Genomic DNA, 17249 nt, shown 5'->3' with positions numbered 1-17249 from the left:
CTTTTTTGAAGGAGGCCAGATGTCACTCATCATCCAGACCGTCTTCGCGAACCTTATCGACTGGCTGTTCAAACCGTTGGACAACCTGTGCTCCCAACTGTTGACGGGCGCCTTCAGCGGCCTGGTGGGCAGCATGTCCAACGACGAATGGAACGTCGCCATCACCGCGGCGAACCGTATCGGCTGGATCATGGGATTCGTGAACATGGCGTTATGCGTCATCGGCGCCTTGCAGGCCGCGGCCAAAGGCAGCGTCGCCGACGTGATCAAAAGCTTCGCGATGGCCGTGCTCGCATGGCCGTTGACCGCGGTGTGCATCAGCGTGATGATCACCATGGACGGCATCGTCGGACAGATCACGCACAAGATCCTCACCGTCCCGTTGAACGGTGCCGGCACATCCGACCCGTTCGGCGACAGCATCGTGTCGAACCTCATCGGCACGATCGTCAAGACCACCGGCGGATACGATCTGATCATCCGCTGCGTCGTGGACTTCGTGCTTTTCCTCGCGGTCCTCGCCCTGGCGGGCATGCTCGCCGCACGCGACATCAGCCTGATCCTGCTGGCCTGCGTGGCGCCGCTGCCGGTCATGATGACCGGTTGGAAGGTCACGCGTCCCGCCGCGGCGAAATGGGCGCAGGCCGTGGTCGGCGTGCTCCTGTCCGCACCGTTGAGCGCCCTGGTCATCATGGTGGGTTCCGGCATCTGCTTCGTGTCGAAGAACAATCCGAACTACGCGGAATCGTTCTTCCCCGCGCTGATGGGCATCGCCACGATCATCCTGGCGTGCTTCAGTCCGAAGCTCATCATGCCTGCCGTGAGCTTCATCGGCGAGAACGTTACCGCCGACATGCAGGAGCGTGGCGGCAAGATCGGTCCAAGCGCCATCAAGGCCGCGGCCCAGGTCACGGCCGGTGTCGTGCAGGCCGCGACCACGGGCAACACGAGCGGTCTCGGCAAGGCGTTGAACTCGGGAGCCGCGTCCGTGCTTTCCGCGTCCCAAGGCAATCCGGGCGAATTGGGCCGTTCCCTTCCGGGCCTCGCCTCCGGCATCAAGGACCTGCTGCCCAAGGACGGGCAGGCCGGCGGCGCGGACGGCGACTACACGTCGAACGGCGGTGTTGGCGATGACGCGCGGAAAACCCAGTCCACGCCGGACGTCCAGCCGGACGGCGCGGACCATTCCGGTTCGAGCCAGGTCATGGACGCCGCTTCCCGTCCAAACGACGCGCCTCCGCTCCCACCATCGGCGACGGATGGAATGGACCGTTCCGGTTCGAGCCAGGTCATGGACGCCGCGGCGAAAACGGATGGGAACGAGACCGGTTCCGGCCTATCCTCCGTCCCTCCCGCACCGCAACCCACGCCGGACGTTTCCGTTCCCAACACGCCAAGCGCGCCGGGAGCACCCGGCGTTCCAGGCGCTCCTGGACCGGCCGGTGGCCAGGGCGGTAGCGCGTACGCCGAAGGAGGCCAGGGAGGCCAGGGTGCGGACGGTGGCCAGGGCGGCCAGGGCTCGGACGGCGGACAAGGAGGCCAAGGCGGTACCGGTGGCACCGGTGGCACCGGTGGCCAGGGAGGCTCCGGCGGCATGGGCGGCTCGTCCGGCGGTTCGAACCCGTACCAGGGCGTCAACGGCTCCCCGTCCGGTCCGACCGTCGGCTGACGCCATCCGTTATCGACACGCGGCCGTGTGGCCGTAATACCGGAGGGAACCCGCCATCCTGGGCCCGACCCCAGGCGGGTTCCCTCCATTGTTTTTCCGACAACCGATAATCCGATGGAGGTTTCCATGTCCGATAACGAATCCAATGCCGGCCGGAGCAGGGTCCCCGCCGCGTCGTTCAGCCGACTGTCCGCCACACGCGTGGTCCTCGGCCTCGACAAGGCCCAGCTGATCGTCTGCGTCATCGGCCTCGCCATCCTCGTGGCCGGAGCGGCCATGGGCTTGAACGTGCCGATCATGATATTGGGCGCGCTCGTCCTCGCCTACGGCATCCCACGAATCCAGGGATTGAGCCTCGTGTCATGGACATGGATCTGGACGCATTGGCGTGGCCGGCTGAAGGACGGCACGAACCGTTGGGCGTACTCGCCGCTCGCGTCCGGCCGCCCGTTGGGCGTACTGGGATTGTACGGGCACGTCGAGGACCGTGCCCAGACCATCGAAGGCGACGGCGTGGAGGTCGTGGGCACCCCGTTCCAGGGAGCCTGCTACCTGTGGGATCCGGACAAACGGCAGGCCACTGCCGTATTGACCGCGAACGTGGAGGAATGGGTTCTTTCCTCCGACCGGCAGAAGGCCGGCCGTGCGATGGCGTTGAACACGATGCTCAAGGAACTGTCCGAAACGGACGGTTTCGTCGAATTGAAGGAGACAAGCTTCGTGCTTCCCGGCCACACTCCCCCGGAACCCGAATACCTCAAGGACGATCGGACGCCGCAGTGGGCGCGTGAGGATCTGGCGAACCTGTGGCATCTTCCGGACATCCTCACCCCATTGCAGAACTCGAACTACGTGAGCGTGAGCGTGAACGCGGACCGTCTGCCGCACGTCGTGAGGAAGGACCGGACGGAACGGGCCGCGGTCGGCATCGCCATGGGCGACCTGATCCGCATGACCGTCGCCCCGTCCCTGCTGGACTGCGGCGCCCGCCGGAACACCATCCACTGGTGTTCAGTGGACGACCTGCGGTATCTGATCCGCACCATCGCGGACCCGGAGCATGCGAACGACCGTCCACCGGTCAACAGGGACGATCCGACCGTGACCTGGTGCGAGGAAGCCAAGGAACACGACTACATCACGTTGGACTCGTGCGTGGCGCGCACCTACTGGATCTACCAGTGGCCCGACTTCGACGTGCAGGCCGGATGGATACGCGACCTGGTCACCGACCGGCGCATGATGGCGTTCTGCCATATCTGGCGGCCTTTGACGATGGAACAGTCCGAAGCGGAACTGCGCAACCGCAAGAGCAGTATGCGCCAACGCGCCAAACTCCAGGACCAGCGTGAGAAAAGCCGCGACGAACGCCGTGAGGAGAAGGAGCAGCGGCTGCGTGAACTGGAGCAGGAGGCCAACTGGCCGGACACCGACCACCAGGGATACGTCACCCTGTTCGCGTCCAGTCTGCCGGAACTCGACGTGTTCGACCGCGACATGCAGAACAAGGCCAAGAACTGGCATATGAAACTCAACCCGATGAAGGGCCAGCAGCGTGCCGCGTTGACGACCATCCTTCCCCTCGGCATCTGATCGGGACGGTTGACATGGACGATCGATGGATGCGGGCGCTTCTGCGTCCGCTAGACCTGCTGGCCTTCCTGTCCATGACGCCCGTCCCGTCGGATGCGCGCACCCCGCATCCAGGGCGCGTCCCGCCGGCGCGGCGTCCCATTCCCGGAAGGGCGTCGGACGGGGACTGGACCGTCCGCTGGCCGCGTCCGCCGCCGGCCCGCGCCCGGCGATAACGGCCCGCCGGCCCGTGAACTAGCTGAAGGACCGCGGCCGGGGGCTGCGGGGAACGGAGAAAAGAAAAATGAACACATTGGTGAATGAGCTGCTGTCGAATCCGGCATTCCGACCGCTGGTACTACTGGATGTGCTTGCGGTGTTCTTGATGATCATATGTCTGGTCTTCCGACGCATGAGGAAGGGCTATTACGTCGAGCAGGCGAATGACGCCCGCAAGGCGACGATGCTGAACATTGCAGTCCGCAACGTCACCGGAATGGGGGTTTATTCGGCACCCGGCTATTGGGACAACGGGGATCTGAACCTATGCAGGTTCGAGCGCGCCAACGGCGACATCGTTCCCGGCGCGGTGGAGGCCGACGGGGAGGGCGGGCTGCGCGTCTATGAGATAACAGGCGGCTCACACCGGTCCGACTTCAGCTACCGGCTCCTGGGCGAGGCGGAATACAAGGAGATCTGGAAGAAGCCGATCAGGAGGAGGTTCTGACATGGGAAGGCAGAGGGAACTGCTGAGGCTCTCGATCCTGCTGATGGGACGGATATGTGCGGAGGACGAATGAAATGAAGGATATGACCGTGGAGACGTTGAACTTCATCATTCTCTGCATGGGACTGCTGTTCGTGATGGCGGGAATCTTCCTGATCGTGGGAAAGCTGGCCGGGAAACGTCCGGCGTCCATTGCGGTCGGTGTGCTCATGATCGCATGGGGGCTTCTCTGCGGCATCCCCGAATCAAGATCGTGGATGCTCGCACGCGCCACCGACCTGGAACACCTACTGGAGGCCATGTGGGCGGGGCTCGATGGCGACGGCCGGATGCTTGTCTACATCTTCGCACTGTGGCTCATGGGCGCAATCGTCATAATGGTGGGAGGCCGTCGATGACATCGATCGACGGATTGTTCGCAATATTGGAGGACCGGGGCCTGATGCCCGCGGTCGCATTGTTCTCGCTCTCGGCCGTTCTCGGGCTTCTCTACCTGAGCTCTGGGAACCTCAAGGCGCCGAACCCCCACCTCCGACAGGACGTGGATGCCAGGCATTCCATGCGCAGTGACATGGCCCGTCTTCCGATTCGAGGAATGACCTTGAATCGGGCTTGGACGGCTTATCTACCACGCTTCCCCGTCACCCGCGTTCCGCGATAACGGATACCAGTCATGTGGATTCGTCGAAAAAGGACACAGTCGGGAAGGAAAGTAAAAAACATGAATCTTGAGGATTCGATCGTATCAACCATTTCGGATGCCAAACCCATGATGATCCTGGCGCTTTGCACTATTGTGCTTTTCGTCATTGTGGCGAGCCTCATAGAGGCATGGCTAGCCAAAGCGCGGAAAGCGAAGTCCGAGGTCGATACCCTGCCTTCCGGTCCAGAGGCATCCCAGCGGTCAGTAGAGAAGAGCGAGGCTGTGGAACAGGCCGTCGACAATGCAGGCGGATTCGACCTCGACGAAAGAAGGAAGGCCCGCGCGCCGAAATCGATCCCGGACCGGCGCCCATGGTTCTTCAAAACCGTGATGGGGCGCGGGCTTGTATGCCTGCTGACGAAGGTCATCCCGATCCTTCTCCCCGTCGTATGGTTCTCGCTGGTCGTCATGGGCATGCTGCCGAACCCGCTGGCGCTATTCGACTTCTCCACGGACCCGCAGCCGTCGTTATTGAATCCAGCCAATGGATGCTTCTGGCTGCTTCTGGTCATGTTCATCGTCGTCGTCCTGCACGATTCACTGCCCGCCCTGCTGCGAAGGCTCGGTTGGATGATGGATAAGCCCAAGACCGCGTCGGCCTCGTTGACGTCCATGGTGGAGAGCCATTACGGCGTATCGAATCTGGAGGTCGACTGGTTCGGCGCCGCGGCCGGAGGGGTCCCGCCGTTCGACGGACTGTACTCCTGCCGCTACGACACCGGACGGCGTAGGAACAACGGCGTACTCCGCGTGCGGAATCATCGTGTCTGGCTGTATGGGCCGGACGGATGCGAGGAGGAACGCCATGGACACTGAGCATTCCTATTACGCCCGCGTTCTGGATGAGGTCGAGCGTCTGCAGCCGGTCGGGGCTGGTGGCGGGATACTGGTATTGAATCTCATGTATCCCTGTTTCGAGCCTGGGGCGCGGGTCGGCATGGATCTGTCGGTGCGTTCCGGCGAAGACGCGTTTCCCGTGGGGACGTGGAAGGTCGGTCGACCGTACACGAACCGGTATATCCACTGTCCGGTGCGCACGGCCGGCCGCAAGGTCTCCCGTTGCGGTCTTCCTTTGGTGGCCCCTCTCGACCGGCTCAATGGAATCACTGGATTGACATGGACCGTGACGGTGGACCTCCCATATGCTGATGATCCGATCCGGATCATCCACAGGAGTCTCATATTCGACACGCAACTTAAAGTCATGCTCACACCGGAACGGCCTCACGGCAGTCTGATGGCGGAATGGCCGGCCATGGGACAACCGGACCTCACATTGAAAGTGAACGGAATCAAACGGGCCTTGTCTCCGCTGGTCGAGATTGATGGATGCGCGGGAATGCCAGGCGTGTTCATCTGATGACCTGAAAAGTGAAACGGGAATGGAAAGTGAACGGTTCCGTCACATGGCTTGTAGACGGTGTTCTTCGTGGTGCGCGTGGGCGGCCTGAATGGGTCCAGCCAGGGCGGCGAGGATCGTGGTGGCGTCGGAGTCCTCGACCGTGAGCGAGGCCATCAGATTGGAGGCCTGATCGCCCGTGAGCTGCGCGGCCGGAGCTGTCGCGGGAGCGGGCTCGTTCTCGTCCGCCAGTCGTTCATAGATATCGGTCATTTCCGTTGTCTCCATTTCATCCAGCAGGTATGTCGGCCAGATGCTCGATGTGGAACACGAGCATGTCACGTCCCTGCGGCCGGGCGAGCACTTCTATCAGCTTGTCGTTCCATGCGCCGGCATGGCATTAATCATTGCAGGTCCTAATGGATGGGCTTGTTTCGGGACCCGTATCCTTATCGCGGCGGCTCTTCAGTGACGCATGTGAGAAAGCATAGTGAATGATAGTAAGGAGCTGAAGCGTGGCGGAGGATATCGACAAGGTGGAGCGTGCGCGTCTGGCGCGCAAGGCGATCATCGACCATATGGATTGCGACGACTGCACGGAGGATTACGTGTTCCTTCTGCGGCAGGGTGGCCGTGAGTTCGGCATGGGACTGACCACGGTGCTTTCCATGCTCGCGTTCGCCGAACATGAGGGCGCGGTGCCACCCCTCTCGACGGAATGGTGGATAAAAGTCAGCAGGAGGTACCAGTGAGTTTGGTCCTGACCGATGATAGGCGAATCGTCCTACGATTGGAACCGATATCGGTTCCGGTTAGTGGAGGTTCGCCATGGATGTTTTCAGAACAGGTCGAAGAGGACGCGTTGTGCCGTTGACGGAAGAAAATTATCGGCGGGAAACGAACCGGAAAGCACCGTTCGTGCAGATGCGGGGCGGACATCCCTCGTATTTCGCGGTATGTCCGGCGTGCGGCAATCCGATCCTGATCTGCAACCTGTTCAAAAGGACTGACGGAAGCCGGTCGGCCAATCCGTACGGCCGGCATTACTCGGCGTCGGTTCCTGGAGTCGCGGACTATGACGAGACCGCGTACATGTTCTGTCCGCTGTCCAGGAACCATTCGGATCCCGGTAACACGCGCCGGACTCCGACGGATAAGGCCGGACGGGAACTGTACGCTCTGATGCGCGACCAATTCGACCGGTATGTTTACATCTGGGAGAAGACCACGGGCCTGCATGTGGGACGTGGATACGCTCGGGAACTGCTGTCCATGTGGCGTGCCGATGAGGGATGGCAGTATTATCGCGCCTCCTATTTCAACCAGTCGTTCATGCTTTTCTACGCCGCGCCCGCCCAGAACCTGGTGGGACGGTACTTGCTGGTAGATGGCCCATTGCACTGTTATCTGAAAAAGCTACAGATCAAAAGCATTCGTTTCACTCCGACCAGGATGGATGGTTATGTCCGTGTCGATAGAGCGGAGGGCCATGGTTTCGTCGATTTGTCTTTCCTTATCCACGATCAGAGTCCTGTCATGCGCGGCGAGCATTGCGTGGAAACCTATCGGCTGTCCGTATGCTTGGGTGACGTCCGGTTCGAACCTGATCTGAAACTGGTCTTGGATACCGGTTTCCTGGACAGTCTCATGGCGAAGGATGATTCACATAGGAACCGAACGTTGTTGGACATGGCCGCCGACGTGTTGGATTAGAAACCCGTATCGGCTGTTATCGGTCGGCCGTCATGTGGGATGGTTGACGGAAACGTCCGGGCTTCTCCTTCCTCCCCTTGAGGGAGCGTCCGGCGTTCCCGTCCGGCCTACGCTTCAAGGCTGGTGAGCGATCCCGTCCGGATGGGTTCTACCCCTTCCCATCCGACATTCGACGGGAGCCGTCCGCCGGACCGTTTTCTGTCCCGTTTCTTTTTGTCTATCTTCTCGACGGGAGGTCCGGCGGGCGGCCTTCTCATTTTTCTTCAGGAGGTTTCCCATGATTGACGACGACGGTTACGACGGCATACGGTCGCATGGCGTGGACCCGGATTGGAATCCGTTCTCCACGCCACGCGACGACGACCCGGACGATATCGGCTGGGATGACGGCAGTGAGACGCCTCACGCCAACCCGTCGCGCATGTCAAGGAAGGGCGTGGCCGTCCTCACCGCATGCACGCTCGTCATCGCGGTCGCGGGCATCGGCATGGTCATCACGGAATCACGGTTGAGCGTGCGCCACGACCAGCTCGTCTCGGAATGTTCGGACGCGGTGGCGTCCATGAACCGGAATCGTGAACGGTTGGAAGGACTCGTGGCCGTGGACCTCAACATCGACGGGTCCGTTCTGGACGGGAAAAGGGCCGGACGATACGAATCGTTACGGACCATACGACGCGCGCCATCCATCCAATGCGACGCGACTCTGAGGAACAGGCAACTCGAATCGAACACGGCGAAGGCGAGGAAACAGGCGTCCGCATACGTGGAACAGTCCAAACGGGTGGCCGCGTTCCGGAAGGAGTACGACAAGACCCGATCCGAGAAGTCACGGCGTGACGACATGACGCGACTATCCAGCGACCTGCGTGCCGCGAGGGACCTGCTCGACCGGACGGCCGGCATGGAACTGTCCGTCCCGTACCTGCGGTCCAGGCTCGCGGACACGGTCGAACAGGCGGAACCGTTCGACGGGGCCGACGATGCGGACCATCGACGCGTGTCGGCCTTGGCGGACACGTTGGAGGACCTGATGAATCAGGTACGAGAAAACGCCGGACTATGAGACAAGGGACGTGGCTGGCCAATGCGGGCGGATATGCCGGTCATGGGGCGGCTCCATTAGAATGGGCATCATGATCGACATCCAAGATTTTGAATCATGCGAGACTTCCGGACAGTTCTACGGCGGGAACGCCGGACGGAAGATCGGACTCGTCTGGAGGGCCGGCGACTGGTTGGTGAAATTCCCCGGAACGACCAGGAACCTTCAGGGCAGCGTTCCTTCGTATACGACCGCGCCGGTGTCCGAATGGCTGGGATCCCACGTGTATGCCGCTCTTGGCATACCGGTTCATGAAACGGTGCTGGGAATCCGTGATGGGCGTATCGTCTGCGCCTGCAGGGACTTCACCTTCCCGGATTCCAGACTTGTCAATTTCCATGATCTGAAGAACTCGCTTTCCGATGACGAGCCAGGATTCACTGAGGACGCGTCCACCGGTTCCGGAGTGGTGCTCGCCGACGTACGGTCGGCGATTCACCGCATCCCGGTTCTTCGCTCGATCGATGGAGTGTCCGACCGGTTCTGGGACATGTTCGTGGTGGACGCGTTCATCCGCAACATAGACCGGAACAACACGAATTGGGGCGTGCTCAGGAATCCACGCGGGGAGTTCTCCCTCGCGCCGGTCTACGACAATGGCAACTCGTTCAACAACAAAAGAACCGACTCGGGAATCGAACGCCGTCTCGCCAACCCGGATCTCATTCGCCAAGACGCGTTGGACGTCCGCTCCTGCTACGTGACGGATAGGGGAAAACCCATCGCCCCATTGAAATACCTCGCATCAGGACAGGACGAGGAATGCACCAAGGCGTTGGATCGCTTCATGGAAAGATACGATCCACGTTCCTTCCATGATCTGCTTGGCTCCATACCGTCCATGTCGCATGGTCTCACCGTCGTGCCTGATGGTTTCCACGAATACCATCGCAGGGTCTGCGACTATCGGTACGAGCACGCGTTCATGGAGGCATGGCGCGACCTGCATCCAACTGTGGGTGTCCCGTCCAGTCCGGAAGCATCCGTCCCCGAGCCTCTTCCTGATCCCGATCCCTCCGTCTTACCCTCATCTTCTGTTCCGACGTGTTTCGACGGTCCGGGAATGTGACGCGTCCGTCTCGATATCAATGGTCAAGGAACGTGGAACGGACAACCGGACCATCGAAAGCGTATCCTGAAAAGTCGCCTGAAGGTTCCGGACTGGGAGAGGATGACGGGCAATGAGCTGGGCGGACCTGTTGAAAAGCATCGTATGCGTTCTGAACCTCATCGCATGCGTGCGGTTGACCGGACCATATCTGATTCCGAAACGGTCCGACCGTGAATGGTCGGAAGCGCGACGTCGTACCGACCTGTACTGTCGTCTGGCCGGCTGGATAGGCGTGTTCGCCTACTCGTACGGACTGGGTCACGGGCTCATGCATGCACGGGACGGATGGACCGGCATGGCATCCGGCGTGGAAGTGATCCTCCTGCTGGTCCAAATCCTGAATCTCGCCATCTGGACGTATCTGCTCGTTCGCTCGCATGGCAGGAGCCTGTAGCCTCTTCCCTGTGCGATATCAACAAGGGGTTATGTGGGTAATATGAATCACATACGTAGTCGAGAAGGAGTCGTCATGGACGAGAAAGACAGCATGACGCCGGACACCATCCCGCAGTCCACGCCCGTGGACGGGACCGTTTCGGCCGGAAGGAAGAACCGCAGGCCGGTCGTCATCGGCGTGGCCGCCGTCGCGGCCGTCGCGCTGGTCGCGGGTGGCGTGTGCGGATACAGGGCGTACGAGAACCATCGGGTGTCGGTGGCGCGCCAGGCGTGCCAGTCGGCCGTCACGGACCTGGGTAAGACGGTGAAGTCGTATAAGGCGCTGCTCGGCGCGGATGCTACGACGGCCGCGTTGAAGACGGATGCGACAGGCGTGAAGGACGTGAAGACCCTTGACGCGCTCAAACGGGCCGTTGGGGCGGAGACTCCCGCCATGGTCAAGTGCGACGCGTCCGACAAGACCGGTCTGGACGAGGCCACCGCCAAGGCGGACAAGACGGCCAGGAGCGTGAAGGCGGATGCGAAGACGCTGCAGGCCGCGGTCAGGGCGGTCGAATCGTCGAAGCTCGACAAGACGGTGGACGATGCGGACGGACTGTACAGGGCGACGGAAGGCAAGGTCCAGGACGATAAGACCCGTGACGCGTTGAAGCAGGCCATCGCCAAGCGCGACGCCGACGCAATCGCCAAGGCCGTCAAGGCCGTGAACGATTCGAAGACGGCGAAGGACCAGGCCGACGCCGAGGCCGCAGCGAAGGCGCAGGCCGAACAGGAGGCCGCAGCCCAGGCGGCCGCCGCACAGCAGGCCCAACAGCAGGCGCAACGCTCGTACTCGTACGGTTCGTATTCGTCCGGCGGCTGGTCCGGTTCCGCCGGTGGACGGTCCTATTCCGGCGGATCGTATTCAGGCGGATCGCAAGGCCAGGGTGGCGGCTCCCCGAGCGGGAACTCCCCCGCGCCAAGCATCCACTACGACTGGGAAGACAATACTGGGGATCAATACAATTGCCAGCCGGATAAATTCTGTCCGCTTGGATGATTCATTTTCCCCTTGTCCTTTCCGCAGGCCCCGTCCAACAATGGACGGGGCCGTTTTCGTCCGCACGGCATACCACCCCGAACCAATATTGCCCCTTATCGAGGCGTGCGCGCGTGGAACGGATTGGATGGGCCGGTCCCCGTGAGGGGAACCGCGCAGGGAACGTGCGTTCCCGCCGTCCCGTCCCGCCCGCACGGCGGGACGTTCTGCAAGCAGAATCTCTGAAAGGAGACGGAACATTGGGTTCCAACAAGAACAAGAAATGGGGCAAGGCCACGATAGCCGGCCTGGTCGCCGCGGCCACGCTGGCGTCCCCGGTCGTCGGCGCGTTCGCCGCCGACGGTGGCGGCGGCTCCGGTGACGGCACGGGCACGGGCGACGGCTCCGCCGGCGGCACCGGCAAGATCACATGGGTGTACAAGGACTCCTTCGGCTCCCCGACCCGCGAGAATGTGAAATCCGCCATGGGATCCGTCGGTGTGAAGTCGATGGACGGCAGCGAGTCCAACAGCGCCATCGACGAGGCCGTGAACGGCGCGAACGCCGAATGCGTGGCCCGTTCGAAGGCTTCGGGCAACCAGAATCCGACCTGCCGCCTCGTGTCCGTGGGCTTCGTGCACACGCCCGGCGCGAACGGCGACTGGTACACGGGCGCCAACGGCTCCTTCAGCGCGGACCAGTGGAAGGCGGCCTACAACGCCTCCGGCATCCCGAACGGCACCTATTCGTATCAGGGAGCCAACTACACGACCCGTTCGTTCTTCTCTGATGGACAGACTTCCATCAATAGTCTCGCCACCCGTGAGATGAACAAAGCCCCGCGCGCGGTCGTCGCCATCGTCCTCGACCAGGACGAACCGCCGGTCGACTACGATCTGACCGTCAGCACGCAGGCGGGTGGCCTGTTCACCCAGGCCGGTTCGACCGATGACGTTTCCGACGCGATCACCACCAGCCGTGGCGGCAGCACGATCTCCGAGGACGTGACGGGCACCGTCACGCTGCATTGGACCGGTCTGGACGGCACGACCCGTACCGCGTCCAAGCAGTTCACCCAGAACAACAACACGACCAAAAGCGTCTCGTTCGGCTATAGGGACGTGGACAAGTCTTGGAAGGTCTGGCCGGCCGGCTCCTACTACTATGATGTGACCGTCGGCAAGCAGGGCCACATGAAGGCCGCGGCCATCCATATGGGCGCGCAGGACGCGAAGGAATCCTGGAAGCCCGTTCCGACCCCGCCGTCGAAGAAGCTCACCAACATGGCGGGCCAGCAGGTCACCGCCGAGGCCCAGCAGATCGCGTCCGGCAGCCTGTATACGGCGCACATCACCGCCCAGTCGAACGCGTCCGAGCATTTCTGGCTGTACGACACGATCGACGTGACCGGCCAGAAGGTCCTGATCGGCGGCGCCGACAAGGACGACTATTCGAAGATCACCGTGACCGACCAGGACGGCAACACCGTCAAGGCCGACATCACGGTGGACGATTCCCATGCGGGCAAACGCGTCGTCAAGGCGCACGTGCCGAACCCGGTCTCCGGACAATACACGTTGAACGTGCCCCAGTCCGCGACCCCGACCGGCACGGACTACACCATCCCGGACGACAGCCAGGCCTGCTGGACCGGCGACGAATACGGCAATGCGGATAAGAGCCACTGCCAGACCGGTAACAGCGAACAGGTCGGCAAGGTCACTCCGAAGCCCGACAAGGTGTGGGTGTTGGACTCCAACGGCGCCCTGACGGCCGAGGATCCGCAGCATACGAACGACAAGGGCAGCGACAACCGCACGTTCGTGACCGGCGACGCAATCGGCGCCGTGGTCAACGGCCGTATCCCCGCGCACCTGCTCAACCCGTTCACCTCCTACGCGATCACCGATGATTGGACCGCTTCGGCCCAGTGGATCGACTGGAACCACAAGGACCAGGTCAAGGTGTATGTGGATGGTGCGGACGTGACCGACCAGTTCGACATCACGGTCGACACCACGAAGCACACGACCACCGCGACCGCGAAGCAGTCGTTCCTCACGAAGACCGCGTTCGGCACCAAGGACCGCAAGGTCAAACTGTACATCGGCGGATACGTGAAGCAGACGCCGAACGCGCAGGCCGCGGCCGACCAGAGGAAGCTGACCAACAAGGCCTCCGAGAAGTGGAACAACGAATCCCAGCCGACCAACGAGCCGCCGGTCTACGTGCGCAATCCGAAGCCCGACAAGGTATGGAGCGCCGACCAGGGCCAGGCCGCCACGGCCGAGGACACGGCGTGGAGCAACAAGGTCAACGCGGACACGCACACGTTCGTCCAGCAGGATGATTTCGGCGTGACCGTCAACGGCCTGCTGCCGAAGAACCTCGCCAGGAAGATGAGCTCCTACGAATTGGGCGATGATTTCTCCAAGAGCGCGAGGAACATCGACCTGGATTCCGCGTCGGTGACCGTCACCATCGACGGCAAGGACGCGAACAGCCTGTTCGACGTGCACAAGCAGGACGACAGGGTGTGGATCACCGCGAAACAGTCGCTGCTCGACACGACCTACAACCAGGCGGCGGACCGCAAGGTGCGCATGACCATCAAGGGCGCGTTCGCCAAGGGCGTGCTCAAGGCCGGCCAGAAGGTCCAGCTCACCAACGGCGATTGGGAGAAATGGAACCAGCAGACCGTGCCCGGCAACGAGCCGCCCGTCAGGGAGTGGAGCCCGAACCCGGACAAGAGCTGGATCAAGCTCGGCGATGACGGCACCTGGCAGGCCGTGGTCGATCCGGACGAGACGAACAAGACCGGAGCGGACACCCAGAAGTTCCTCGACGGCGACCAGGTCGCGTCCGTGGTCAACGGCGTCATCGCGTCCGATCTCGTCAAGGTCACCGACATCAAGCTGACCGACGATTACGCCAAGGCCGACTACATCTGGGACCTCACGTCCGACAAGTCGAAGATCCGCGTGTACGAGGCCGACGCCACGACCGACGCGGCATCCTCCGTCGCGGACATCGCGAACAAGGGCCGTGACGTGACCGACCAGTTCGACATCACCGTCCAGGGCACCAAGGTCACCGCGACCGCGAAGCCGGAGTACCGTGCCGCGCAGGCCGGATTGAAGAATCCGAAGCAGATCAGCCTGCTCCTGCCTGGCGTGGTGAACTTCGCCAACGGCAAGGGCGCGGCCCAGGTCCGCAAGGACTTCAGGAAGGCCGCGGGCGACGAGCTCACGTTCTGCGAGAACCCCGACGGCTCCAAGCTGACCAACTCGGGTTCCGAGAAGGTCAACAACGAGTCCCAGCCGACCAACGAACCGCACATCTGCGGCTACGTCCCACCGGTCAAGAAGAAGGTCATCGCCGAAGGCAGCCAGGGCGGCGCGAACAACGACGCCGACGACAAGGTCGTGTATCCGGGCCAGAAGGTCGAATACCGTCTCACCACGCAGCCGAAACTGCCCGCCGACCTCGGATACCGGATCGTGTCCATCCAGGACACCGACGTGTACGACCAGTACCTCGAACCCGACCCGCAGACCCTTGAGATCACCGACCTCGCCACCGGCGGACAGCTGACCACCAGCGACCCGCAGATGGGCGTCGAAGGCGACTACACGGTCGCATGGGACACCGCGGCGCACAAGTTCACCATCACATACTCGAACAAGTACGTGGCCGAACATTGGAAGGCCGGCACGAACCCGCAGGTGCAGGTCCGTTTCGAAGGCACCGTCGCGAAGAACGCTCCCGTCGACCGCAAAGTGGCCAACCAGTGGGCGCTCACGCTGAACAACATGATCACCCCGTCGAACATCGTCGACAACCTGCCGCCGGTCCACAACCCTTCCAAGAAGGACAACCAGTCCAAGGAGCAGGGCGATCCGACCGTCAGCATCGATGGGAAGACCATGCTGCTGGGCGATACCGGCAACTATCTGGTCACCCTCGACCTGAAGCAGACCGACAACGCGTACCGCGTGTGGAAGGCCGGCATCACCGACGATTTCGATGACGGGTACGTCGCCATCGACGAAACCAAGATCGAAGTGCTCGACCGGTCCGGCAAGGACGTGACCGGAAAGTTCAACATCCAGGTCAAGGACGGCGTCGCATACGTGTACGCGAAGACCGTGGACACGTGGATCCCGAAGAAGGGCGTCACCGTCAAGGGCGACCCCCAGCCGAAGGACCTCGCCAAGTATTCGACCAACGGCAAGCATGATCCGCTCAACGATCCGGCCATCGACCAGAACCTCCTCGGCCGGACCTACCAGGTCGTCATGCCGTACAAGGTCGTCAAGGTCAAGGATGGGTACACGGTCAGGAACAAGGCCATCCAGGTCACCAACGACACGACCGTGGAGACCAACGAGGTGTCCAACCCGCTCAAGCCCGTCAACCCGGCCAAGGACGTGACCGTCAAGGTCGGCGGCGAAAGCATCGACGGCAGAAGCGTGTACAAGGACCGCACCTTCCTCTACCAGCTCGACAGCTCCGTCATCCCGGCCGACCGCGCCTACCCGCAGGTCAGCCAGTGGAGGATCGTGGATCCGCTGAACACCGAGTTCGACCAGTACACGGGCCAGTGGGCCGTGTACGCGACCCGCGACCTGTACAGGGACGGCAAGGTGCTCGCCGCCAAGGGCGACAAGCTCGCCGGCAACGGCTTCGACAGCTCGAAGCTCGGCGGTGAACTGTTCACCGCCACGGCCGACGCCAACGGCGTGGTCACCGTCGAGGCGACCGAAGCGTACCGTGCCCTCGTGTCCGCGGACAACGCGCATGAGAACGGCTGGCGCGCGTACATCCAGTGCAAGCGCCTGAAGGTGTCCGAACGCGTCGAGAACCAGTTCACCGAGATCTTCAACGACAAGGAGTTCCAGTCCAACATCGTGTGGACCCGCACCCCGGACATGACCCCGTCGATCCACATCGAGAAGTACGACGTGGCCTCCGGCGAACAGGCCGGCGACCGCGACGACGTGAAGGACGCGTTGAAGATGGCCGGAGACAGCCAGCAGATCGCGTTCAAGATCACCAACACGTCCAAGACGGACTCCTCGACCGGTGAGGGCGCCTGGTATCTCGCCAAGGACCTGAAGATGGTCGACAGGACCATCGCCGGCGAAGGCGACGTCACGGACCTGAAGTATCCGGACGATTGGGATACCCTCGTGCTCAAGCCCGGCGAGTCCACCGTCATCACCGGCACGTTGAAGGGCGTCGAGCAGGGCGGCAAGCACACCGACCGTGTGAAGGTCACCGGCACGCCGCTCGTCGAATGCCCCGTCACCGACCAGTTCGGCGGCCAGCAGCCCACCGACGGCAACCAGACCGGCGACGAGAAGTCCGACGCCGGCACGAAGGTCGACGGCGACGCGTCCGACACGACAGGCCTCAAGCAGGTCAAGGTCGGCGACAGGACCCTATGCGAGGACACCACCGTGGACTCGAACACCGACGACTGGAGCGGCTACCGCGAGGATCTCGCCAAGACCGGCATGGCCATCGGCGGCGTCCTGCTGTCCCTCATCGCCTTCGGCGGTGTCGGCGTGACCCTCTTGGGCGCACGTCGCAGGACCTCGACCGTCAAGCACGGCGTGCATGCCGCCAAATGATCCGATGACCGTTCGGATCCGCCATACGGCATGAGTGACGCCACGGGCGGGATGTTGGAGGATTCTCCAACATCCCGCCCTTTTCCTTTCCCGGACCGTGGATGCCGTACAAGGCCGGCGTGGCTCGTCCGAAAGAACGGCCCACGCCCCCATCCATCTTATTGGGGTGCCACCCGTTCGAATATCTGCGCTCATACGGCCATGTGCACGTGGGAATGGTTGAGAGATCCGACAACCGGCCGGCGATCCGAAAGCGGACG

At 62.4% G+C, this 17249-nt stretch carries 14 protein-coding genes; 13 read left to right on the top strand and 1 reads right to left on the bottom strand.

All coding sequences use genetic code 11. The annotated features are described in order from the left end of the window. The first annotated feature begins 19 nt into the window (after window positions 1-19). The 6 genes from Q5H33_RS00545 (at window position 20) to Q5H33_RS00520 (ending at window position 6031) form a co-directional block, all read left to right on the top strand. A complete protein-coding gene (locus Q5H33_RS00545; protein ID WP_118331866.1) occupies window positions 20-1669 on the top strand; it encodes a type IV secretion system protein in 1650 nt (549 codons plus the stop codon). A 126-nt stretch (window positions 1670-1795) separates the two neighbouring features. Further along, window positions 1796-3262 carry an SCO6880 family protein gene (locus Q5H33_RS00540; RefSeq protein ID WP_302422477.1) on the top strand — a complete coding sequence of 489 codons (1467 nt, stop codon included), beginning with the start codon at window positions 1796-1798 and terminating at the stop codon, window positions 3260-3262. A 283-nt stretch (window positions 3263-3545) separates the two neighbouring features. Then, entirely contained in the window at window positions 3546-3968 is a 423-nt protein-coding gene (locus Q5H33_RS00535) for a hypothetical protein (protein ID WP_302422476.1), read from the top strand. A 74-nt stretch (window positions 3969-4042) separates the two neighbouring features. After that, the gene (locus tag Q5H33_RS00530) at window positions 4043-4366 is read left to right on the top strand and encodes a hypothetical protein (protein ID WP_046999608.1); all 324 of its coding nucleotides are present in this window, start codon (window positions 4043-4045) and stop codon (window positions 4364-4366) included. Between the two features lie 323 nt (window positions 4367-4689). After that, window positions 4690-5487, top strand: coding sequence for a hypothetical protein (locus Q5H33_RS00525; RefSeq protein WP_118278526.1), 798 nt, complete (start codon window positions 4690-4692; stop codon window positions 5485-5487). Next, window positions 5477-6031: a hypothetical protein gene (locus Q5H33_RS00520; protein ID WP_046999611.1), complete on the top strand. Its 555-nt coding sequence runs from the start codon at window positions 5477-5479 to the stop codon at window positions 6029-6031. The genes Q5H33_RS00525 and Q5H33_RS00520 overlap by 11 nt, the downstream gene beginning before the upstream one ends. Window positions 6032-6073: 42 nt before the next feature. Here the strand turns inward: Q5H33_RS00520 and Q5H33_RS00515 are convergent, their stop codons facing one another. After that, a complete protein-coding gene (locus Q5H33_RS00515) occupies window positions 6074-6283 on the bottom strand; it encodes a hypothetical protein (protein ID WP_118278527.1) in 210 nt (69 codons plus the stop codon). Window positions 6284-6525: 242 nt separating this feature from the next. Between Q5H33_RS00515 and Q5H33_RS00510 the strand changes: the two genes are divergently transcribed. The 7 genes from Q5H33_RS00510 (at window position 6526) to Q5H33_RS00480 (ending at window position 16989) form a co-directional block, all read left to right on the top strand. Further along, entirely contained in the window at window positions 6526-6762 is a 237-nt protein-coding gene (locus tag Q5H33_RS00510) for a hypothetical protein (RefSeq protein ID WP_042990899.1), read from the top strand. A 172-nt stretch (window positions 6763-6934) separates the two neighbouring features. Next, a complete protein-coding gene (locus Q5H33_RS00505) occupies window positions 6935-7723 on the top strand; it encodes a hypothetical protein (RefSeq protein ID WP_302422470.1) in 789 nt (262 codons plus the stop codon). Between the two features lie 277 nt (window positions 7724-8000). Beyond that, window positions 8001-8789, top strand: a complete 789-nt coding sequence (locus tag Q5H33_RS00500) for a hypothetical protein (RefSeq protein ID WP_118286444.1) — start codon at window positions 8001-8003, stop codon at window positions 8787-8789. 70 nt (window positions 8790-8859) lie between these two features. Continuing rightward, a complete protein-coding gene (locus Q5H33_RS00495; RefSeq protein ID WP_158001466.1) occupies window positions 8860-9897 on the top strand; it encodes a HipA domain-containing protein in 1038 nt (345 codons plus the stop codon). 112 nt (window positions 9898-10009) lie between these two features. Next, window positions 10010-10333, top strand: coding sequence for a hypothetical protein (locus Q5H33_RS00490; RefSeq protein ID WP_042990896.1), 324 nt, complete (start codon window positions 10010-10012; stop codon window positions 10331-10333). A 75-nt stretch (window positions 10334-10408) separates the two neighbouring features. Continuing rightward, on the top strand, window positions 10409-11374 hold the full coding sequence (locus Q5H33_RS00485; protein WP_118331869.1) for a hypothetical protein: 966 nt from the start codon (window positions 10409-10411) through the stop codon (window positions 11372-11374). A gap of 239 nt (window positions 11375-11613) precedes the next feature. Beyond that, a complete protein-coding gene (locus tag Q5H33_RS00480; protein WP_302422461.1) occupies window positions 11614-16989 on the top strand; it encodes an LPXTG cell wall anchor domain-containing protein in 5376 nt (1791 codons plus the stop codon). The last annotated feature ends 260 nt before the right edge of the window (window positions 16990-17249 follow it).

The organism is uncultured Bifidobacterium sp., from assembly GCF_959020145.1.
Classification (GTDB): Bacteria; Actinomycetota; Actinomycetes; order Actinomycetales; family Bifidobacteriaceae; genus Bifidobacterium.
This window is presented reverse-complemented; position numbering and strand designations above follow the sequence as displayed.